We start from the raw sequence: 18,598 nt of genomic DNA on the forward strand, positions 1-18,598 counted from the left end.
CGGACCGGGCCTGGCGGCCGTGACGATCAGTCAGACCGGGGCCTGGCGGCCGTGACGATCAGACCGGGGCCGCCGGGCCGTAGCCGTTACCGCAGGTAGGCCGACAGGCCGATCTGCTGGTTGCGCAGCGCGGTGGCGACCACGCCGGCGATCTGCCGGGCCCCCGCCGTCTCGAAGTGGGTGTGGTCGGCGCAGAAGAACGCGCCCACCGCGCCCGAGGAGTAGTCGCCGTTGTTCGGGCACAGCTTGAGGGTGTTATACAGCGTGTAGCTCAGCTTGTGCAGGTCGATGACGGGGACGTTGTTGGCCCGGCCCGCGTCGAACGTCTCGGTGAGGAAGCCCCGGTTGCCGACGGCGGTGCTACCCGAACAGGTGATCGCGGCGGCCGGCGTGAGGAAGACCGGATAGGCGCCGCGCTGCTGGGCGGCGCGGGCCATCACCCCCAGCAGCTCCTTGTACCGGGCGGAGCCGACGTGCCGGTTGCAGGTGGTGCTGCCGTCGTTGATGCCGAACTGGATGAACAGGTAGTCGCCGGCCTTCATCCCGCCGTTGGCGTTCAGCATGGCCTGCCAGCGGGTCGAGTAGGTCTGCGGGTTGACCACGCACTCACCGGCGGAGTTCATCGTGGTGGTGACGTTCGGGTCGTACAGCCAGGTCTGGATGCTGCGCCCGCCGACCGCGCTGTTCACCACGGTGGCGTTGCCGTTGAGGTACTGGCCGAACTGGTTGCCCCAGCCGACCGGGCAGACGCCGCTGGCCGACGGGTTGGCGACCGTGGAGTCGCCGGCCAGCCAGACGGTGACCGGCGCCTGCGTCGAGGGGGTCGGCGTCGGCGTGGGTGTGGGCGTCCGGGTGGGGGTGGGCGTGGGCGTCGGGGTGGGGGTCGGGGTCGGCGGGGTGGACGGCGGCGGGCAGGGCGTGGCCGTCGGCGTCGCACCGGTGCACGACACCCCGTTGAGGGAGAACGCGGTGGGCACCGGGTTGGTGGTGGTCCACGCGCCGTTGAAACCGAAGTTGACGCCGGCCCCGGTCGCGATGGTGGCGTTGTAGCCGACGTCCTTCGCGCTGACCGCCGTCCCGTTCTGGGTGACCGTGGCGTTCCATGCCTGGGTGACCTGCTGCCCGCTGACGAACGTCCAGGTGAGCGTCCAGCCGGAGACCGGGTCTCCGAGGTTGGTGATGGTGACGTCCGCGCCGAAGCCACCCTGCCACTCGCTGGTGACCTTGTAGTCGACCCGGCAGCCGGTCGCCGCCGCGGTGGCGGACCCGGTCGCGACCGCCACCCCGCCCGCGAGAACCGCCAGTGTGATCGCGCCCAGTCCGGCGGTACGTCGCCGCAGTGCTCTCATGTCCACTCCTCGTCGGTGCTACCGGGCCGGCGTCGCCCGACCTCGCCTGGACCAGCGCACACCACCTCGGGGGTGCAGACCTGGCCGGCACGCCCGGGACGGGCGAGACAGTAATCGATACTACTCGATATGGGTGGCATGGTTCCCGGCGCGCTCACCACGGAAGACGAGCACCGCCCGACCCTCGTCTAGGGTGGGGCGGTGCTCTACTTCCTGATCGTCGTCGCCGTGCTGCTGCTGGCGTACGCCGCCGTGCTGGTCAGCTTCGTCCGGCGCGGGCGCAAGATCCCGCCCCAGGCGTACCTGGTGCTGGCGCTGCTCAACGGGCTCATCCTGGCGGCCGTGCTGGCCTGGGCGGTCGCCCGCTGAGGACCCACCGGCCCCGCCCGCACCGATCGGGGGGCGAGGTCAGTCGCGGGTCATCATCACCGGCTCGTCCTCGTCGTCGTCGATGTCGTCGTCACCCCAGCTACGCCGGGCGAACGGCAGGATGACCCAGAAGGTCAGGAACCACAGGCCGGTGACCACGGTGAGCACCACGGCGATGCCGGTGTCGAGCACGAAGTCGGTGATCAGCAGCACCGCGCTCACCATGGCGACCAGCATGAAGGCCAGGCCACCGCTGGCCATCCGGTGGGCGAAGCGGACCAGCTCCGGCTTGCGACCCTGGCGGAACAACGCCCGGTGGAAGGCGACCGGCGAAATGATCATCGCGGTCGCCGCGGCGGCGGACAGCAGCGCCAGGATGTAGACGTCCCGCTGGAACTCGCTGGTACGGCTGAACCCGTTGCTGAACGGCAGGGTCAGCAGGAAGGCGAAGAGGATCTGGACGCCGGTCTGGGCGACCCGCAACTCCTGGAGCAGATCGGCGAAGTTGCGCTGCCAGCGCTGCTTCTCGGATTCCTTCGACACGGCCACCTCCGGATGAGACGTTGCTGCCGGCGGGGGCACCCCCCGCCGGCAGCAACGCCTGTGCCCGATCCGGACCCACGCGAAACCGGCTCACGATCCCCACTCGGCTCCGGCCCCCGCACCCGGCCACCCCACTGCCCACGCAGCGGCAGCCGACCCCGCACACCACCGCCTCCGACGAGGCGTCGGGCGAGTCGGAGGCCGTCCGGCACGGCCCTCAGGCCGCCCCGCGCACCCGGGCCAGGATCGCCTCGGCCAGCGGGCCCGGCGCACGGTCGGGAATCCAGTGGGTGACCCCGGAGAGCACCACGAAGCGGTAGTCCCCCGGCACGTGACGGGCGCACGCCTGCGCGGCGGTCCGCCCGATGGCGAAGTCCCGGTCGCTCCAGACGTAGGTGGTCGGCACGGTCACCGGACCGACCGCCTTCATGTCCCGCCCCGACATCGCCCGGTACCAGTTCAACGCGGCGGTCAACGCTCCCGGCACCCGCATCGGTTCGACGTACCGGGCCACCCGGGCGGGGTCGCCGATGCCGGCCAGCAACCGGCGCAGGACCGTCGCCCGCCTGGTCAACAGCACCTCCTCTGCCAGGCCCGCCCGGCGGAACAACGCGATGTAGGACGAGCGCGCCCGCTGCCCCCGGTCGGTGGCCAGCGCGTACCCGAAGGCGGCCGGGTGGGGCACCGAGACCGCGGTCAGGGTCCGGACCCGCTCCGGGTGCTGCGCGGCCAGCGCCCAGGCGACGATCGCGCCCCAGTCGTGTCCCACCACGTGCGCGGCGTCGACACCCAGCTCGTCCAGCACCGCCACCGCGTCGGCGACCAGCTCCGGCAGCCGGTAGGCGGCCACCTCGGCGGGCCGGGCGTCCGGCGGGTAGCCGCGCTGGTCGAGCGCGTAGCTGCGCAGCCCGGCGGCGTGCAGGGCGGGCACCACCTCGTCCCACTCCCCGCCGTGCTGGGGAAAGCCGTGCAGCAGCAGCACGACCGCGCCGCCCTCGGGCCCACCGACCCGTACGTCGAACGTCAGTCCCCGCGCCCGCACCCGCATGATCGGCAGCCTACCCAGCCCGGCGGGGCCCGTCCCGGGCGTCGAATGCCGAGAACCGTGGCCTGCTGGGCCGTTCCCGCAGGTCGGTGCTAGCGTCTGCCGAGACAACTTCATATCCGACAGGGGAGCGCACAGCGCTGAGAGTGCGGGCACCGCCCGCAGACCCTCGAACCTGATCTGGGTAATGCCAGCGCAGGGAGTTCGGTCGACCTCCAGCCGCGCCGCCGTCCGGTAGCACCGGGCGCGGCGTGCGTCTTCTCCTGGTTCGATATCTGGACTGGGAGCACCGTATGACACGCACCGACAGCAACAGGTGGCGCACGATCGACATCGTGGTCGCCGCCGTGATCGCCGTGGCCTTCGGCGTCATCTTCTGGGCCTGGGGCCTGGTCTGGAAGGCCGCCGACCCGGCATTCTCCGCCGCACCGGCCGCCCAGGCGGTGATGTACGGCGTCTGGCTGGTCCCGGCGGTGCTCGGCGGACTGGTGATCCGCAAGCCCGGGGCGGCCCTGTTCTGCGAGGCCGTCGCCGCCACCGTCTCCGCGCTGCTCGGCGCGGAGTGGGGCGGCATCACCATCGTGCAGGGGCTGATCCAGGGTCTCGGCGCGGAGCTGGCCTTCGCCGCGTTCCGCTACCGCGCGTTCCGGCTGCCGGTGGCGGTGCTCGCCGGCGCGCTGACCGGGCTGAGCGCCGCACTGTTCGACTTCTTCGTCTGGAACGTCGACTACGCCCTGACCAGTTACCGTCTGCCGTACGCGGCGCTGACCGTGCTCAGCTCCGCCGTCGTCGCCGGCGTCGGCGGCTGGTACCTGACCCGCGCGCTGGCCGAGACCGGAGTGCTGGACCGGTTCCCCGCCGCCCGCGACCGCACCCTCATCTGACCCCCGTGTCGATCACGGAGGTGTCGGCGAGGTGGCGGCCGGAGCACGCCGGCACGGCGATCGCCCGGTCGCCCCGGTCGTCGGGCCCGGCGGACCGGTCCACCGCGCCTCCCGCCGCCTCCGTGGTCGCCGGGGTGGGCCGGCCGGCGGGGAGGTGCGCATGGCGAGTGTGAGGTTGGTCGGCTTCGGCTGGCGGCACGCCGGGCGGCGGGCCTGGGCGGTACGCGGGGTGGACCTGCGGATCGACCACGGGGAGCGGGTGCTGCTGCTCGGGCCGTCCGGGGCCGGCAAGAGCACCCTGCTGGCCGCGCTGGCCGGGCTGCTGCCGGCGGACTCCGGCGAGCAGGAGGGCACCGTCGAGATCGACGGCCTCGACCCGGCCAAGGCCCGCGAGCGGGTCGGCACCGTCTTCCAGGATCCACAGTCACAGTTGGTGATGGCCCGCTGCGGTGACGACGTCGCGTTCGGCCTGGAGAACCGGGGTGTGCCGGGTGACGAGATCTGGCCCCGGGTGGACGAGGCGTTGCACCGGGTCGGCTTCCCGTACCACCGGGACCGCCCCACCGCGGCGTTGTCCGGCGGCGAACAGCAGCGGCTCGCCCTGGCCGGCGTACTCGCGCTGCGACCGGGGCTGCTGCTGCTCGACGAGCCGACCGCCAACCTCGACCCGGCCGGCGCGGAACTGGTCCGCCGGGCGGTGGCCGGCGCGCTGGACACCGACACCACCCTGGTCCTGGTCGAACACCGGGTCGCCGACGCCCTCGCGCTGGTCGACCGGGTGGTGGTGCTGGCACCCGGTGGCGGGGTCCGCGCCGACGGGCCACCGGAGACGGTCTTCGCCGCGCACGGTGACGCGCTCGCCGCCGAGGGCGTCTGGGTGCCCGGCCACCCCACCGCGCCACGCCCGGCCGCCGGACCGCCGGGCGACGAGTTGCTCACCGCCGACCAGCTCGGCCTGCCACCCCGGCTGACCGCCACCGACCTGGCCGTACGCGCCGGCGAAGCGCTCGCCGTCCTCGGCCCCAACGGGGCCGGGAAGTCCACCCTCGCCCTGCTGCTCGGCGGCCTGCTCCGCCCCGGCGCGGGCCGGCTGACCGCCACCGCCGCCCTGGCCGACGGGGACACCCGCACACCCCCGCACCGCTGGCGGGCTCCCGCGCTGGCCCGCCGGATCGGCTCGGTCTTCCAGGACCCGGAGCACCAGTTCGTCACCGGAAGCGTCCACGACGAACTTGCCCTCGGCCCGCGCCGGACGGGTCGCCCCGAGCCCGCCGTCCGGGCCACCGTGGACGAACTGCTGGACCGGCTGCGGCTGACCCGGCTCGCCGGCGCCAACCCGTACACCCTCTCCGGCGGGGAGGCCCGGCGGCTCAGCGTGGCGACCGCCCTGGCCACCGCGCCCCGGCTGCTGATCTGCGACGAACCCACCTTCGGCCAGGACCGGCGGACCTGGGGGGAACTGGTCGATCTCTTCGTCGACCTGCGTGACGCCGGGCACGGCGTCGTCACCGTCACCCACGACGTGGACTTCGTCTCCGCGCTCGCCGACCGGACGGTCACCCTGCGCCCCACCCGGGAACAACCATGAGCGACCCGACGCCCGGCACCGCGCCGGGAGTGGACCTGCGCGGGCAGACGCCCGGCATCGCGCCGGGAGTGGACCTGCGCGGGCAGACGCCCGGCACCGCGCCGGGAGTCTGCGTGAGCCGCCCGAGGCCGGGCACCGTACGACGGGGGCGGCCGTGATCGGCCTCGAACCCGTCGCCGTGCCGGGTGCGCCGCTGGCCCGGCGTAACCCGGTGGCGAAACTCGCGGCCGGGCTGGTCTTCTCGTTCGTCATGGTGGCCAGCCTCGACCCGGTCGCACCGGCGGTCGCGATCGCCATCGAACTGGCGTTGCTGCCGCTGTTCGGCATCCGGTACCGGGTGCTGGCCCGCCGGGCCCTGCCGCTGCTCGCCGGGGCCGTCGGCATCCTGGTCACGCTGGTCCTCTTCGCCGCCGACCGCTCCGGCCGGGTGCTGCTGGCCGCCGGGCCGCTGCTGGTCACCTCGGGCGTGCTGGTCACCGCGCTCGGACTGGTGCTGCGGATGTTCGCGGTCGCCCTCCCCGGGGTGATCGTCTTCGCCACCACCGACCCGACCGACCTGGCCGACTCGCTGGTCCAGAACGCGAAGGCACCGGCCCGGTTCGCCATCGGCGCGCTGGCCGCGTTCCGGCTGGTGCCGCTGCTCGGTCAGGAATGGCAGATGCTCGGCATGGCCCGCCGCGCCCGGGGCGTGGACGCCGGCCGCAACCCGCTGGCCCGGCTGCGGCTCTTCGTCTCCACGGCGTTCGCCCTGCTGGTGGGCGCGATCCGGCGGGGCACCCGGCTGGCGGTGGCGATGGATGCCCGAGGCTTCGACGCCGGCCTCCCGCGCACGGTGGCCCGCCGGCAGGTGTTCCGCCCGGCCGACTGGCTGCTGATCGCCGGTGCGGCGGCGCTGGCCGGCGGAGCGCTGGCGGTCAGCGTCGCGCTCGGCACCTTCCGCCCCCTGGTGGGGTGACCCCGCGCCCCGGGAACACCGGCCGGGTGGTCGGTGACCGACCACCCGGCCGGAAGCCGCGCCGACCGTGGACCGGTCAGCTGCGCCGGAAGGCGTACCGGCGGTTCTGGCCCTGGGCGGTCGTGGAGCCGGCACGGACCGACCGGCCCGAACGCGGCGGCGGGGGCGGGGCCGACCGGGTGCCGGCCTCCGGGTGCGGCGGTTCGACGGCGAGCGGGACCGGGTACGCGGGCGTCACGGCGAGCGCCGCGAGCGCCGCCGGGTCCACCTCCACCGGGGACGGTGCGGGACGACGGGACTTCTTCGGACTGCGCTTGGCGGGCATACGCTGCCTCCTACTGTGTGCGGAGGACCACACCGCCATCCGGCGGGCGGTCGACGGGCAGGGATCGACCCGGACGACCGGCCACGAAGCACCTCTCGAACGAGGGTGGGAGACGCGGACGCCCGAGCACGCGGACCCGCGGCCACGGCGGCGGGTCGGCTCTCATCAGGGGCGTCAGTTGCGCATGACGTCACGGTATCCGACCCAGCCAGCCGGCACACCCGCTTTTCCGGCCCCCGGCGGCCTTCCGACCCCCACAGGGCACCAGCCGCCGCAGGTCGGAGGCGACCACCCTGTGACACTACGTCGACGGCGACTGCCGGTCCTCGGCAGCGCGCGATACGGTCGCAGCAAAACAGGTCTTGTGAGAGGTGGCGGGTACGGATGACGCAACAGGCGACGGCGCAGATCGGCGTGACCGGGCTGGCGGTGATGGGTCGCAACCTGGCCCGGAACCTGGCCCGGAACGGGTTCACCGTGGCGGTGCACAACCGCTCGCCGCAGCGCACCCGCAGCCTGGTCGCCGAGCACGGCGACGAGGGCACCTTCGTGCCGTCCGAGTCCCTGGCGGACTTCGTCAGCTCGCTGGAGCGGCCCCGCGCGGTGATCGTCATGGTCAAGGCGGGTGCCCCCACCGACGCGGTCATCGACGAGCTGGTGCCGCTGCTCGAAGAGGGCGACATCGTGGTCGATGCCGGCAACGCGCACTTCGCCGACACCCGCCGGCGGGAGGAGACGCTGCGCGAGCACGGGCTGCACTTCGTCGGCACCGGTGTCTCCGGCGGCGAGGAGGGCGCGCTGCTCGGGCCGAGCATCATGCCGGGCGGCTCGGCGGAGTCGTACCAGAAGCTCGGGCCGATGTTCGAGAAGATCGCCGCGCAGGTGGACGGCGTCCCGTGCTGCCAGCACGTCGGCCCCGACGGCGCCGGCCACTTCGTCAAGATGGTCCACAACGGCATCGAGTACGCCGACATGCAGCTCATCGCCGAGGCGTACGACCTGCTGCGGGCCGGGCTGGGGGCGAGCCCGGCGGAGATCGCGGAGATCTTCCGGGAGTGGAACACCGGCGAGCTGGAGTCGTTCCTCATCGAGATCACCGCCGACGTGCTGGCGCACGCCGACGCCTCGACCGGCAAGCCCTTCGTCGACGTGGTGCTCGACCAGGCCGAGCAGAAGGGCACCGGCCGGTGGACGGTGCAGATCGCCCTCGATCTGGGCATCCCGATCACCGGCATCGCCGAGGCGACCTTCGCCCGGTCGCTGTCCGGCCACGCCGGTCAGCGTGAGGCCGCCCGCCGCACCTTCGGCGACGCGGGCGAGAAGTGGCAGGTCGACGACCGGGAGACCTTCGTCGAGGACGTCCGGCGGGCACTGCTGGCCAGCAAGATCGTCGCGTACGCGCAGGGCTTCGACCAGATCCGGGCCGGCAGCCGCGAGTACCACTGGGACATCGACCTCGGTGGCACCGCCACCATCTGGCGGGGCGGCTGCATCATCCGGGCCCGGTTCCTGGACCGCATCCGGGAGGCGTACGACTCCCAGCCGGAGCTGCCCACCCTGCTGGTGGCGCCGTACTTCGCCGACGCGGTGAGCGACGGGGTGCCGAGCTGGCGTCGGGTGGTGGCGGACTCGGCGCGGGCGGGCGTGCCCACCCCGGCCTTCTCCTCGTCGCTGGCCTACTTCGACGCGCTGCGCGCGGAGCGGCTGCCGGCGGCCCTGATCCAGGGTCTGCGGGACAACTTCGGCGCGCACACCTACCACCGGGTCGACCGGGAGGGCGCGTTCCACACGCTGTGGGCCGGCGACCGCTCCGAAGTGGCCGGCTGACCCTCCCGGCCCACCGTCACGGCGGTCGCGCCCTGCTCGGGGCACCTCGGCCCCTCGGGGTCGGGTCCACGCGACGACGTCTGTGGTACCGAAACGCCCCGTCTCCCGATGAAACCGGGAGGCGGGGCGTTCGGCGTGCGGTCAGTGGTGACCGGTGGTCACCAGAATCGACGACGCCGGGCCTTCTGGGGGCGCAGCACGTCGGTGCCCCGGGACAACAGCCGGCTCACTCCGCTGGGCCCACGACGGGCCTCCAGCGTGTGGCTCAGCTGGCGGGCACCGGCCGCGGCCAGCGGCACGGCGACCGCCATGACCGCCCACTGCGCGATCCGCTTCTGCATCATGTGTGCTCACCTCCGCGATTGGCTGCTCAGGTGGCTGGTACCCCACCGGCGAGATCACCAATCGTGGCCGGGCCGACGGTCAGCGCGTCGGGGCGACCGGGTTGGGCAGCGCCCCACCGAAGCGGCGGTCCCGCTGGGCGTACAGCTCGCAGGCGTACCAGAGGTGGCGACGGTCGAAGTCCGGCCAGAGGGTGTCCAGGAACACCAGTTCGGCGTACGCCGTCTGCCAGAGCATGAAGTTGGAGATCCGTTCCTCGCCGGAGGGCCGCAGGAAGAGGTCGACCTCGGGGATCTCCGGGTGGTAGAGGTACTTCGCCACGGTCTTCTCGGTGACCTTGGCCGGGTCGAGCCGGCCGGCCGCCACCTCCCGGGCGATCGCGGCGGCGGCGTCGGCGATCTCGGCCTGGCCGCCGTAGTTGACGCAGAACTGGAGGGTCAGCGTCGAGTTGCCCCGGGACATCTCCTCGGCGGTCTGCAACTCGGAGATGACGCTCTTCCACAGCCGGCCGGCCCGCCCCGACCAGACCACCCGGACGCCCAGGTCGACCAGTTGGTCCCGGCGACGACGGATGACGTCCCGGTTGAAGCCCATCAGGAACCGGACCTCGTCCGGCGAGCGCCGCCAGTTCTCGGTGGAGAAGGCGTACGCCGACAGGTAGGGCACGCCCAGCTCGATCGCGCCCTCGACGGTGTCGAAGAGGCTGTACTCGCCCTGCTCGTGGCCCTTGGTCCGGGGCAGGCCGCGCTCCTTGGCCCAGCGGCCGTTGCCGTCCATCACCACCGCGACGTGCTTCGGCAGCGCCTCGGCGGGCAACGCCGGCGGCCGGGCGCCCGACGGGTGCGGAGTCGGCGGCACCGGCTCACGCCGGCCGGCCCTCAACGATCGGATCACTCGGTCATCTCCTTGTCCACACCCGCCACGCCGCCCCGGGGCGACGGCAGCACCGGACCACTCTCGTCGCCACCCGGCGAACCGGCCACACCGGTCGTCGTGCCACCCCGGTCGACCAGCGGCAGCGAGCGTAGCGCGCGTTCCAGGTGCCATTGCAGGTGCGCCGCGACCAGGCCGCTGCACTCCCGGCGTACCCCGGTCTCGGTGGCATCGGCGACCTGCCAGTCACCGCTGGTGAGCGCGGACATCAGGTCGATGGTGGCCGGCGCGGGGTGGGCCGCGCCGGGCGGCCGGCAGTCCGGGCAGACCGCACCCCCGGCCGGTACGGAGAACGCCCGGTGCCGCCCCGGGGTGCCGCAGACCGCGCAGGCGGTCAGCGCCGGCGCCCAACCGGCGAGGGTCATCCCGCGCAGCAGGTAGGCGTCGAGCACCAGCGTGGTGGCGTGCTCGCCCAGGGACAGCGCCTTGAGCGCGCCGAGGGTGAGCTGGAACAGCCGCAGCGACGGCTCCCGCTCGACCGGGGTGAGGCGTTCGGCGGTCTCCGCGATCGCGCTGGCCGCCGTGTACCGGGGGTAGTCCCCGAGGAAGCGTTTGCCGTACAGGTCGATGCCCTCGACCTGGCTGACGCTGTGCAGCGAGCTGCCGATGTTGCCCTTGGGGTCACCGGCGAGCTGGATGTCGACGTGGCCGAACGGTTCCAGCCGGGCACCGAACTTGCTGGTGGTGCGCCGTACCCCCCGGGCCACCGCGCGCAGCCGGCCGTGCCGGCGGGTCAGCAGGGTGATGATCCGGTCGGACTCGCCCAGCTTCTGCACGCGCAGCACCACCGCGTCGTCGCGGTAGAGCTGTCGGCGGTACCCGGCCATCGGGTCATTCTCCCTCGGGGTGGGAAATCAGGGTCGGATCGGGGTGGGCCGGCGCTTCCCCCGGATGCGCGGCAGACGGCAGCGGTCGTAGGTTGCTGGGCATGGCTCTTCCCCGCAGCGCGGTCGCGCTGGGCGCGACCGCCGCCCTCATCCTCGCCACCGGATGCGACACCCTCTCGTACCGGCGGCTGGACTTCGACACCACCGAGGCGGCGAAGATCACCCGGATCACCGTACGGCCCGGTTCCGGGGGCGTGGTGGTCCGGGCCACCGGCCCGGCCACCGGCGTACGCGTCAAGCGGGTGCTCCGCTACCAGGGTGACCAGCCCGACACTACGTACGAGATCACCGGGGACGAGTTGGTGCTGGACACCGACTGCGGCCCCCGCTGCTCGGTGTCGTACGAGGTGACCGCCCCGCCGGGCGTGCGGGTGCAGGGCGAGGCCGGCTCCGGCGACGTGGAGTTCGCCAAGATCGGGTCGGTCGACTTCACCCTCGGCTCGGGCAACATCCAGGTCGCCGACGTGCTTGGCACGGTGCGGGCGGAGACCGGATCGGGCAACATCGAGGTGCTCAACGTCACCGGCCCGGTCGACCTACGGACGTCCTCCGGTGACGTCACCGGGGCCCGGCTCGGCGGCGACGTCTCCGCCGAGACCGGCTCCGGCGACATCACGCTCGCCCTGGACAAGCCGGCCTCGGCCCGAGCCCGTGCCGGCAGCGGGGACGTCGAGCTGACGGTGCCCGCCGGCCGGTACCGGGTGAAGTCGGACGTCGGCTCGGGGGACACCCGGATCGGGGTCACCGACGACCCGGCCGCACCGCTGCTGCTGGACCTGAGCACCGGCAGCGGGAACGTCACCGTCACGCAGCGCTGACCCGGCCGGTCTACCTCAACGGGCCGTGATCTCGACGGTGTCGCCCTCGGCCGCCCGCGGCCTCGGTGCGCCCGCCCCGGCGATGCCGGCGGGCGCACCGGCCGCCGTGCCACGGGGCGACGGGCCGGTCGGGACCGTCGCCGGCCGGGGTGGCCGGCCGCCGGGGACCAGTTCGGGGCGACGGCGGGCCGCCACGTCCTCCACCCAGCCGACCAGCAGGGTCACCACGCCGACCAGGAGGAAGACCAGCACCACCCGGATCGCCAGGCCCCACGGATCCCGGGGGGACCAGCCGACCAGGCCGACCAACGGGGTGAGCGCCACCACGAAGGGCATGTGCCACAGGTAGACGGTCAACGCCCGCCGGTTCACCATCGTCACCAGCCGGCTGAAGATCCGGTTACGGTCCACCCAGGCGGCGGCGGCCGGGGCACGGCCGATGACCACCAGGATGAACGCCGCCGACCACAGGGCGTTGCCCAGCGGGATGTCGTTGAGGTCGTGACCGCGCGGCCCCGGGTGGGTGACAATCCACGTCGCACCGACCCCGGCCAGCAGCAGCGCCACCGCCGCCAGCACCCGGCCGGCCAGCCGGCGCAGCAGGCCGTCGTGGTGGGCGAATCCGAGCAGCCAGGCGCCGAAGTAGAGGCCGAAGTCGCGCAGCACCGCCGAGGTCGTCGTCAGCAGGCCCACCTCGATCGCGACCAGCAGCAGGTACGGGGCGGCCAGGGTGGGCAGCGGGGCCCGGCGGAAGAGCCAGAGCGCCACCGGGGAGGCGAGCACGAACCACAGGTAGTCCCGCAGGTACCAGATCGGGCTGAGCGCGAGCGCACCCCAGTAGTTCGCCGCGGGATCGGCGATCGGGAACAACCAGAGCAGCACCCTCGGGGTGAACGCCAGCCCGGTGAGCAGCATGGCCGGTACGAAGATCACCGCCACCACCCAGAGCGAGGGCAGCAGGCGGCGCAGCCGACGCCCCACCGCGGGCAGGCCGGACCGGTCCAGGGACGCCGCCATCAGCGACCCGGCCAGGGCGAACATGATCGACATGGCCGGGAAGACCAACGTCAGCGTGGCCAGCCCGGTGACGTGGTAGACCACGACCCGGATGATGGCCAGGAAACGGAGCAGGTCCAGATATCGGTTACGCATCAGGCTGCATCTATGTCGGGGGCGGGGGGACAGAGGTCCCCTACCCTGCGACGCCAGCCTGTGAAACCGCTGCGAAACGGGGCTTCAGGTGAAACTTCCCATAGCGGAGTCCGCTTCGGGGCGGCCGACGCCGACCCACCGCGCAGACCCACCGGCGACCGGCGACCGCCCGCCCGAGCTGACCGCCACCGAGTGCTGACCGCCGCGCCTCACCGGGGGCGCGGCGGTCGTCGCCCGGTCAGAAACCGAGCTTGCGCAACTGCTTCGGGTCGCGCTGCCACTCCTTCGCCACCCGGACGTGCAGGTCCAGGTAGACGCGGGTGCCGAGCAGCTCCTCGATCTGCTTGCGGGCGGTGGTGCCGACCTCCTTGAGCCGGCTGGCCCGGTGCCCGAGCACGATCGCCTTCTGGCTGGGCCGCTCGACGTAGAGGTCGGCGTAGATCTTCATGAGCTGACCCTCGGGGATCATCTCCTCCACCACCACGGCGATGGAGTGCGGCAGCTCGTCACGGACCCCCTCCAGGGCCGCCTCCCGGATCAGCTCGGCGACCAGCACCTGCTCCGGCTCGTCGGTGAGCATGTCGTCCGGGTAGAGCTGCGGCGACGGCGGCAGGTAGCCGGTCATCACGTCGACCAGGGTGTCCACTTGGTGCCCGGAGACCGCGCTGACCGGCACCACGGCGGCGAACTCGCCCAGCTCGCTGACCGCGAGCAACTGCTCGGCCAGCCGCCTCTTGTCGACCAGGTCGGTCTTGGTGACCACGGCGAGCACGGTGGCCTTCAGCTCGCTCAACTCGCCGCTGATGAACCGGTCGCCCCGGCCCACCGGCTCGTCCGCCGGAATGCAGAGGCCGATCACGTCGACCTCCGTCCAGGTGGTGCGGACCAGGTCGTTGAGGCGCTCGCCGAGCAGCGTACGGGGCCGGTGCAGACCGGGGGTGTCGACCAGGACCAACTGCGAATCCGCCCGGTGCAGCACGGCCCGGATCACGTGCCGGGTGGTCTGCGGCTTGTTCGAGGTGATCGCGATCTTGGTGCCGACGATCGCGTTGGTCAGCGTCGACTTGCCCGCGTTCGGCCGCCCGACGAAACAGCCGAAACCCGCCCGGTACGGCTGCTGCTCCACGCCGGTCACTCGACCACCGTGCCGAGGACGGTCCCGTCCGGCGCGGCCACGTGGATCGGCGCGTCGGCGGCCAGGTCCCGCACCGCGGCATGCCCGGCCCCGTCGAGCGTCGACGCCTCGGTCACCACCACCGCCGCCTCCAGCCGGCTCGCCCCGGCCGCCGCCGCCGAGGCGACCGCGAGCTGGAGCGCCGTGACGGTCAACGAGGGCAGCGCGACGCTCGCCGCGGCGTACGTCCGGCCGTCCTGGTCGCGGACCGCCGCGCCCTCGACGGCAGCCACCCGCGCACGGGCGCCACGGGCCAGCACGACCAGCTTGCCGTCCTCGGCGCTCAACTCGGCCGGGTCGGACGGGGTGGGCCGGGCGGCCGGCACGGCGGGTGTCTCAGGCATCGGCGGGTTGCCTCTCCTCGGCGCTGTTCTGGTTGTCACGGGAATCGGGTCCGCCGGTCGACGGCACCCGGCTGACCAGCACGGTGTCTATCCTGTTGCGCCGGCCGGTGGTGCCCTCGGCGACCAGCTTCAGGCCGGCCACCTCGGCGTCGGCACCGGGGATCGGCACCCGGCCCAGGGCCTGGGCCAACAGGCCACCGACCGTCTCCACCTCGTCGGTGGGCAGCTCGGTGTCGAACAGCTCGCCCAGGTTCTCCACCGGCAGCCGGGCGGTGACCCGCACCGCGCCGTCGGCCAGGTGCTCGACCGGGGGACGCTCGACATCGTACTCGTCGGTGATTTCGCCGACGATCTCCTCCAGGATGTCCTCGATGGTGACCAGCCCGCCGGTGCCGCCGTACTCGTCGACGACGATGACCAGGTGGTTGCGGGCGGCCTGCATCTCCGACAGCAGGTCGTCGACCGGCTTGGACTCCGGCACGAAGGTGGCCGGCCGCATCAGCTCGGCCACCGGGGTCTGGTGGGCCCGCAGGTCGCCACCCCGGGTACGGCGGATGAGGTCCTTGAGGTAGAGCACGCCGAGCACGTCGTCGACGCTCTCGCCGATCACCGGAATCCGGGAGAAGCCGGAGCGCAGGAAGAGCGCCAGCGCCTGGGAGAGCGCCTTGCCCTCCTCTATCCACACCATCTCGGTACGCGGCACCATCACCTCCCGGGCGATGGTGTCGCCGAGCGCGAAGACCGAGTGGATCATCTGGCGTTCGCCGTGCTCCACCACACCGCGCTGCTCGGCCAGGTCGACCAGCTCGCGCAGCTCCACCTGGGTGGCGAACGGCCCCTCCCGGAAGCCGCGCCCCGGGGTGACCGCGTTGCCGATCAGGATCAGCAGCGAGGCGAGCGGGTTGAGCGCCCGACCCAGCCAACGGACCAGCGGCGCCACCGCCCGACCCACCGCGTACGCGTGCTGCCGGCCCAACGTACGCGGCGCCACGCCGACCACCACGAAGCTGACCACGGTCATCGCCCCGGCGGTGACCAGCGCCGCCCGCCAGCCCGCGCCGAAGCTGTCCACCGCGACCAGGGCGACCAGGGTGGTGGCGGTCAACTCGGCGAGCAGCCGGAGCAGCAGCAACAGGTTGAGGTGGCGGACCACGTCACCGGCGACGGCCTGGAGGGTACGCGCGCCGCGCGCCCCGTCCCGGGCCAGTTCGGCGGCGCGGGCCGGGGAGATCGCGGCCAACGCGGCCTCGGTCATCGCGATCAGGCCGGCGAGCACCACCAGCCCGGCCGCGAAGACGATCAACTGGAGATCGGGAAGGCCCGCTGTCGGACCGGCCGCGAGAGTGTCCATCACCGGGACCGGGTCGACCGCCAGCTGGCCAGCAGCCGGGCCTGGAGGGCGAACATCTCCCGTTCCTCCTCCGGCTCGGCGTGGTCGTAGCCGAGCAGGTGCAGCACCCCGTGCACGGTGAGCAGGTGCAGTTCGTCGGCGGCGGTGTGCCCGGCGGTGGCCGCCTGCTTGGCCGCCACCTCCGGGCAGAGCACGATGTCGCCGAGCAGGGCCGGCTCACCGCCGGCCGGAGCGCTCTCCCCCGGGCCGTGGTCGACGCTGCCCTCGTCCATGGGGAAGGCGAGCACGTCGGTGGGACCGTCGCCGCCCATCCAACGATGGTTCAGCTCGGTCATGTAGCCGATGTCGACCAGCAGCACGGACAGCTCGGCGAGCGGGTTGACCCCCATCTCGTCGAGGGCGTGCCGGGCCACGGCGAGCACCGCGTCGGTGTCGACCTCGGCACCGGACTCGTTGGCGATCTCGATGGACACTGTCTTCCTCTGATTGGTTAGCGGCGCCGGCCGGCCCGGCCGCCCTGGGCGGTCCGCCCCGGCACGGCGTGCACGCCCTGCGCCTGCTGGTTCTCCCGCTCGTCCCAGCGGGCGTACGCGTCGACGATCTCCCCGACCAGCCGGTGCCGGACCACGTCCGAGCTGGAGAGCTGGGCGAAGTGCACGTCCTCGACGTTTTCCAGGATCTCCCGGACCACCCGCAGCCCGCTGGCCGTCCCGCCGGGAAGGTCCACCTGGGTGACGTCACCGGTCACCACGATCTTGGAACCGAAGCCGAGCCGGGTGAGGAACATCTTCATCTGCTCGGGCGTGGTGTTCTGCGCCTCGTCCAGGATGATGAACGCGTCATTGAGGGTGTTGTGGGTGACCAGGAAGTCGTCGGTGACATACAGCGAGTCCTCCGCCGCGACCTGGATGCACATCGTCTCCTGCGCCCCGGCCGGGATGATCGAGTCGATGAACCGCATCGGCCGCCCGCCGCCGTGCTCGTCGTACCGCTGGCGCTTGCGGGCCAGTCGGAACGGCGGGACACCGGCCGGCAGCCGGATCTCCATCACGTAGGCATCGTTGCGGTGCGGGACCGGACGCCCGTTGGCCAGACCGGGCAGCCGTCCTTCGGCCTCCCGCACCCGCCAGGTCGCGACCCCACCGAGCGACTGCACCAGGTAGACGACGTCGTCTCGCAACCGGGCCGACGTCGTCGAGTACTGCACCCGGCAGGTCCGCCCCGCCTGGACGACCGGCCCCCCGTCGGTGTCCAGCAGCCCCTGCAGGACGGCCAACCTGACGTCGAGGCTGTTCTGCCGGTAGACGTCGGGCACGAACTTGGTCGCCGACTTCGCACCGGCAAGGCCCAGTTCGCGAAGGGCGTACGTCACCGGGTTGGCGACGATCACCCCGCCCCGGTGACCGTTGACGTGCCGGAGCACGTAGTCGTAGTCGCTCTTGCGCACGAGCTCGATGTCGGGCAGCGCTCCCTCGATCGCGTCGGCGAGCTCCGGGTCGGCGGTGCAGAAGGCCGGGGTGGCCCGCGAGGAGATGGAGCCGTCGCCGAGCAGCAGACCGAGGGCGTACGGGTCGAGCGGAACGTCCTGCGACTCGAGTTGCACGGGCGCCACGACCGGAAGCTCGTACCGGCGGATGTGGCCCCGCCACTCCTTGCCGATCATCTCGCGCGTCTCGAGGGTGCGCCGACCGCCGCGCCGCTTGTCTTCCGTGGTGGCGACGGTCCAGAGGTGTTCACCGCAGCAGAGGGTGGAGGCACCGTCCTGGGTGGTGACCCGGTAGACCTGCTTGGGGCCCTGCGGGTAGATGCCGATCACCGGCGTAGGCGTCCCATTCGAGCCGATGACCAGGTCACCGACCCGCAACGACCCGAACGGCCGGAAACCTTCCGGGGTCAGCACCTTTGCGTCGTATGGCTGCGCCCTACCCCTCATGTACGCCAGCGGGGCGACCTCGATGGTGCCGGCGGCCATCAGCTTGGGGATGGTCTCCGGGTCGAGCATGTCGTGCAGCGCGTCGTAGAGCGGGCGCAGGTAGGGGTCGATCTTCTCGTTCAGGGTGCCCGGCAGGAAGCCCAGCCGCTCGCCCGCCTCGACCGCCGGGCGGGTCAGGATGATCCGGTTGACCTGCTTGGCCTGGAGCGCCTGGACGGCCTTCGCCATCGCCAGGTAGGTCTTGCCGGTGCCGGCCGGGCCGATGCCGAACACGATGGTGTGCGCGTCGATCGAGTCGACGTACGTCTTCTGCCCGAGCGTCTTGGGGCGGATGGTGCGCCCGCGACGGGAGAGGATGTTGAGGGTGAGCACCTCGGCGGGCCGCTCGGTGCCGCCCTGCTCGAGCATGCCGACGGTACGCCGGACAGCGTCAGTGGTCAGGGTCTCGCCTTTCTCGATCAGTTCGAGCAGCTCGCTGAAGAGGCGCTCGGCGAGAGCGTTGTCCGCGGGCGCACCGGTGATGGTGATCTCGTTGCCGCGCACGTGCACGTCACTGTTGACCGAACGTTCGACGAGTCGCAGGATCTCGTCGCCCGCGCCGAGCAGGTTGACCATGATCTTGGCATCGGGAACCGTGATCCTGGTCTGCACCCGGGGCGGGCCGGGAGGTGGGGTGCCGGTCATAGATCGGGCCGTGGGGCCCTGCGCCACCTGCTTCCATCTCTCGCCGTGCCCTGCTGGCGCGGCGTGCGGACGATACTCCCATCGTATCCGCTCCG

Annotated in this window: 19 protein-coding genes, 3 pseudogenes and 1 riboswitch; of the genes and pseudogenes, 7 read left to right on the forward strand and 15 right to left on the reverse strand. The window is 72.7% G+C overall.

Features of this window, described 5'->3' with window-relative positions:
* Positions 1 to 86: 86 nt before the first annotated feature.
* Positions 87 to 1,349 (reverse strand): cellulose binding domain-containing protein, encoded by a 1,263-nt coding sequence (locus tag ACIG87_RS27685; protein ID WP_396854439.1) that lies wholly within the window; start codon positions 1,347 to 1,349, stop codon positions 87 to 89.
* A gap of 201 nt (positions 1,350 to 1,550) precedes the next feature.
* Between ACIG87_RS27685 and ACIG87_RS27690 the strand changes: the two genes are divergently transcribed.
* The gene (locus ACIG87_RS27690; protein WP_176734845.1) at positions 1,551 to 1,718 is read left to right on the forward strand and encodes a hypothetical protein; all 168 of its coding nucleotides are present in this window, start codon (positions 1,551 to 1,553) and stop codon (positions 1,716 to 1,718) included.
* 39 nt (positions 1,719 to 1,757) lie between these two features.
* Here ACIG87_RS27690 and ACIG87_RS27695 read toward each other — a convergent pair whose 3' ends face one another.
* Both ACIG87_RS27695 and ACIG87_RS27700 read right to left on the reverse strand, forming a co-directional pair.
* On the reverse strand, positions 1,758 to 2,261 hold the full coding sequence (locus tag ACIG87_RS27695; RefSeq protein ID WP_396854441.1) for a DUF6328 family protein: 504 nt from the start codon (positions 2,259 to 2,261) through the stop codon (positions 1,758 to 1,760).
* Positions 2,262 to 2,478: 217 nt separating this feature from the next.
* On the reverse strand, positions 2,479 to 3,309 hold the full coding sequence (locus tag ACIG87_RS27700; RefSeq protein WP_396854443.1) for an alpha/beta fold hydrolase: 831 nt from the start codon (positions 3,307 to 3,309) through the stop codon (positions 2,479 to 2,481).
* A gap of 111 nt (positions 3,310 to 3,420) precedes the next feature.
* Positions 3,421 to 3,526, forward strand: a riboswitch (TPP riboswitch).
* A 73-nt stretch (positions 3,527 to 3,599) separates the two neighbouring features.
* Between ACIG87_RS27700 and ACIG87_RS27705 the strand changes: the two genes are divergently transcribed.
* The 4 genes from ACIG87_RS27705 to ACIG87_RS27720 all read left to right on the forward strand — a co-directional run bounded on the left by ACIG87_RS27705 (position 3,600) and on the right by ACIG87_RS27720 (position 6,733).
* Entirely contained in the window at positions 3,600 to 4,190 is a 591-nt protein-coding gene (locus ACIG87_RS27705) for an ECF transporter S component (RefSeq protein WP_396854445.1), read from the forward strand.
* 160 nt (positions 4,191 to 4,350) lie between these two features.
* Positions 4,351 to 5,778: an ABC transporter ATP-binding protein gene (locus ACIG87_RS27710; protein ID WP_396854446.1), complete on the forward strand. Its 1,428-nt coding sequence runs from the start codon at positions 4,351 to 4,353 to the stop codon at positions 5,776 to 5,778.
* Positions 5,775 to 5,936, forward strand: a complete 162-nt coding sequence (locus tag ACIG87_RS27715) for a hypothetical protein (protein ID WP_396854447.1) — start codon at positions 5,775 to 5,777, stop codon at positions 5,934 to 5,936. Before ACIG87_RS27710 ends, ACIG87_RS27715 begins: the two co-directional genes overlap by 4 nt.
* Positions 5,933 to 6,733, forward strand: a complete 801-nt coding sequence (locus ACIG87_RS27720) for an energy-coupling factor transporter transmembrane component T family protein (RefSeq protein ID WP_396854448.1) — start codon at positions 5,933 to 5,935, stop codon at positions 6,731 to 6,733. Before ACIG87_RS27715 ends, ACIG87_RS27720 begins: the two co-directional genes overlap by 4 nt.
* A gap of 76 nt (positions 6,734 to 6,809) precedes the next feature.
* Here ACIG87_RS27720 and ACIG87_RS27725 read toward each other — a convergent pair whose 3' ends face one another.
* Positions 6,810 to 7,058: a hypothetical protein gene (locus ACIG87_RS27725; protein WP_396854449.1), complete on the reverse strand. Its 249-nt coding sequence runs from the start codon at positions 7,056 to 7,058 to the stop codon at positions 6,810 to 6,812.
* 384 nt (positions 7,059 to 7,442) lie between these two features.
* Here ACIG87_RS27725 and gndA point away from each other — a divergent pair, with 384 nt between their 5' ends.
* On the forward strand, positions 7,443 to 8,885 hold the full coding sequence (gene gndA, locus ACIG87_RS27730) for an NADP-dependent phosphogluconate dehydrogenase (protein ID WP_396854451.1): 1,443 nt from the start codon (positions 7,443 to 7,445) through the stop codon (positions 8,883 to 8,885).
* A gap of 158 nt (positions 8,886 to 9,043) precedes the next feature.
* Here gndA and ACIG87_RS27735 read toward each other — a convergent pair whose 3' ends face one another.
* The 3 genes from ACIG87_RS27735 to recO all read right to left on the reverse strand — a co-directional run bounded on the left by ACIG87_RS27735 (position 9,044) and on the right by recO (position 10,987).
* A complete protein-coding gene (locus ACIG87_RS27735) occupies positions 9,044 to 9,229 on the reverse strand; it encodes a hypothetical protein (RefSeq protein WP_396854452.1) in 186 nt (61 codons plus the stop codon).
* Positions 9,230 to 9,308: 79 nt separating this feature from the next.
* On the reverse strand, positions 9,309 to 10,085 hold the full coding sequence (locus ACIG87_RS27740) for an isoprenyl transferase (protein WP_396854532.1): 777 nt from the start codon (positions 10,083 to 10,085) through the stop codon (positions 9,309 to 9,311).
* Positions 10,086 to 10,117: 32 nt separating this feature from the next.
* A complete protein-coding gene (gene recO / locus ACIG87_RS27745) occupies positions 10,118 to 10,987 on the reverse strand; it encodes a DNA repair protein RecO (RefSeq protein WP_396854453.1) in 870 nt (289 codons plus the stop codon).
* A 101-nt stretch (positions 10,988 to 11,088) separates the two neighbouring features.
* Between recO and ACIG87_RS27750 the strand changes: the two genes are divergently transcribed.
* Positions 11,089 to 11,865, forward strand: a complete 777-nt coding sequence (locus tag ACIG87_RS27750; protein ID WP_396854454.1) for a DUF4097 family beta strand repeat-containing protein — start codon at positions 11,089 to 11,091, stop codon at positions 11,863 to 11,865.
* A 15-nt stretch (positions 11,866 to 11,880) separates the two neighbouring features.
* Here ACIG87_RS27750 and ACIG87_RS27755 read toward each other — a convergent pair whose 3' ends face one another.
* The 8 genes and pseudogenes from ACIG87_RS27755 to ACIG87_RS27790 all read right to left on the reverse strand — a co-directional run.
* Entirely contained in the window at positions 11,881 to 13,017 is a 1,137-nt protein-coding gene (locus ACIG87_RS27755; RefSeq protein WP_396854456.1) for an acyltransferase, read from the reverse strand.
* A 238-nt stretch (positions 13,018 to 13,255) separates the two neighbouring features.
* Entirely contained in the window at positions 13,256 to 14,152 is an 897-nt protein-coding gene (gene era / locus ACIG87_RS27760; protein ID WP_396854458.1) for a GTPase Era, read from the reverse strand.
* Positions 14,149 to 14,535, reverse strand: coding sequence for a cytidine deaminase (locus tag ACIG87_RS27765; RefSeq protein WP_396854460.1), 387 nt, complete (start codon positions 14,533 to 14,535; stop codon positions 14,149 to 14,151). The genes era and ACIG87_RS27765 overlap by 4 nt, the downstream gene beginning before the upstream one ends.
* Complete coding sequence (locus ACIG87_RS27770; RefSeq protein ID WP_396854534.1) at positions 14,528 to 15,910, reverse strand: hemolysin family protein; 1,383 nt, start codon at positions 15,908 to 15,910, stop codon at positions 14,528 to 14,530. Before ACIG87_RS27770 ends, ACIG87_RS27765 begins: the two co-directional genes overlap by 8 nt.
* Positions 15,886 to 16,359 carry an rRNA maturation RNase YbeY gene (gene ybeY / locus ACIG87_RS27775; protein WP_363651187.1) on the reverse strand — a complete coding sequence of 158 codons (474 nt, stop codon included), beginning with the start codon at positions 16,357 to 16,359 and terminating at the stop codon, positions 15,886 to 15,888. The genes ACIG87_RS27770 and ybeY overlap by 25 nt, the downstream gene beginning before the upstream one ends.
* A gap of 17 nt (positions 16,360 to 16,376) precedes the next feature.
* Positions 16,377 to 16,736, reverse strand: a pseudogene (locus ACIG87_RS27780) (PhoH family protein); the annotation flags it as partial.
* 279 nt (positions 16,737 to 17,015) lie between these two features.
* Positions 17,016 to 17,819, reverse strand: a pseudogene (locus tag ACIG87_RS27785) (LAGLIDADG family homing endonuclease); the annotation flags it as partial.
* A pseudogene (locus ACIG87_RS27790) lies at positions 17,808 to 18,503 on the reverse strand (PhoH family protein); the annotation flags it as partial. The pseudogenes ACIG87_RS27785 and ACIG87_RS27790, both read right to left, overlap by 12 nt.
* Positions 18,504 to 18,598 lie beyond the last annotated feature (95 nt).

The sequence above is a fragment of the Micromonospora sp. NPDC051925 genome, assembly GCF_044548625.1.
Classification (GTDB): domain Bacteria; phylum Actinomycetota; class Actinomycetes; order Mycobacteriales; family Micromonosporaceae; genus Micromonospora.

Excerpts from the sequence above, each read along its gene's own strand:
- ACIG87_RS27755 (WP_396854456.1), bottom strand. The coding sequence starts at position 13,017 with ATGCGTAACCGATATCTGGACCTGCTCCGTTTCCTGGCCATCATCCGG.
- ACIG87_RS27725 (WP_396854449.1), bottom strand. The coding sequence starts at position 7,058 with ATGCCCGCCAAGCGCAGTCCGAAGAAGTCCCGTCGTCCCGCACCGTCC.
- ACIG87_RS27715 (WP_396854447.1), top strand. The coding sequence starts at position 5,775 with ATGAGCGACCCGACGCCCGGCACCGCGCCGGGAGTGGACCTGCGCGGG.
- ACIG87_RS27750 (WP_396854454.1), top strand. The coding sequence starts at position 11,089 with ATGGCTCTTCCCCGCAGCGCGGTCGCGCTGGGCGCGACCGCCGCCCTC.
- ACIG87_RS27710 (WP_396854446.1), top strand. The coding sequence starts at position 4,351 with ATGGCGAGTGTGAGGTTGGTCGGCTTCGGCTGGCGGCACGCCGGGCGG.
- ACIG87_RS27685 (WP_396854439.1), bottom strand. The coding sequence starts at position 1,349 with ATGAGAGCACTGCGGCGACGTACCGCCGGACTGGGCGCGATCACACTG.
- ACIG87_RS27705 (WP_396854445.1), top strand. The coding sequence starts at position 3,600 with ATGACACGCACCGACAGCAACAGGTGGCGCACGATCGACATCGTGGTC.
- ACIG87_RS27735 (WP_396854452.1), bottom strand. The coding sequence starts at position 9,229 with ATGATGCAGAAGCGGATCGCGCAGTGGGCGGTCATGGCGGTCGCCGTG.
- ACIG87_RS27700 (WP_396854443.1), bottom strand. The coding sequence starts at position 3,309 with ATGCGGGTGCGGGCGCGGGGACTGACGTTCGACGTACGGGTCGGTGGG.
- gndA (WP_396854451.1), top strand. The coding sequence starts at position 7,443 with ATGACGCAACAGGCGACGGCGCAGATCGGCGTGACCGGGCTGGCGGTG.
- ACIG87_RS27765 (WP_396854460.1), bottom strand. The coding sequence starts at position 14,535 with ATGCCTGAGACACCCGCCGTGCCGGCCGCCCGGCCCACCCCGTCCGAC.
- recO (WP_396854453.1), bottom strand. The coding sequence starts at position 10,987 with ATGGCCGGGTACCGCCGACAGCTCTACCGCGACGACGCGGTGGTGCTG.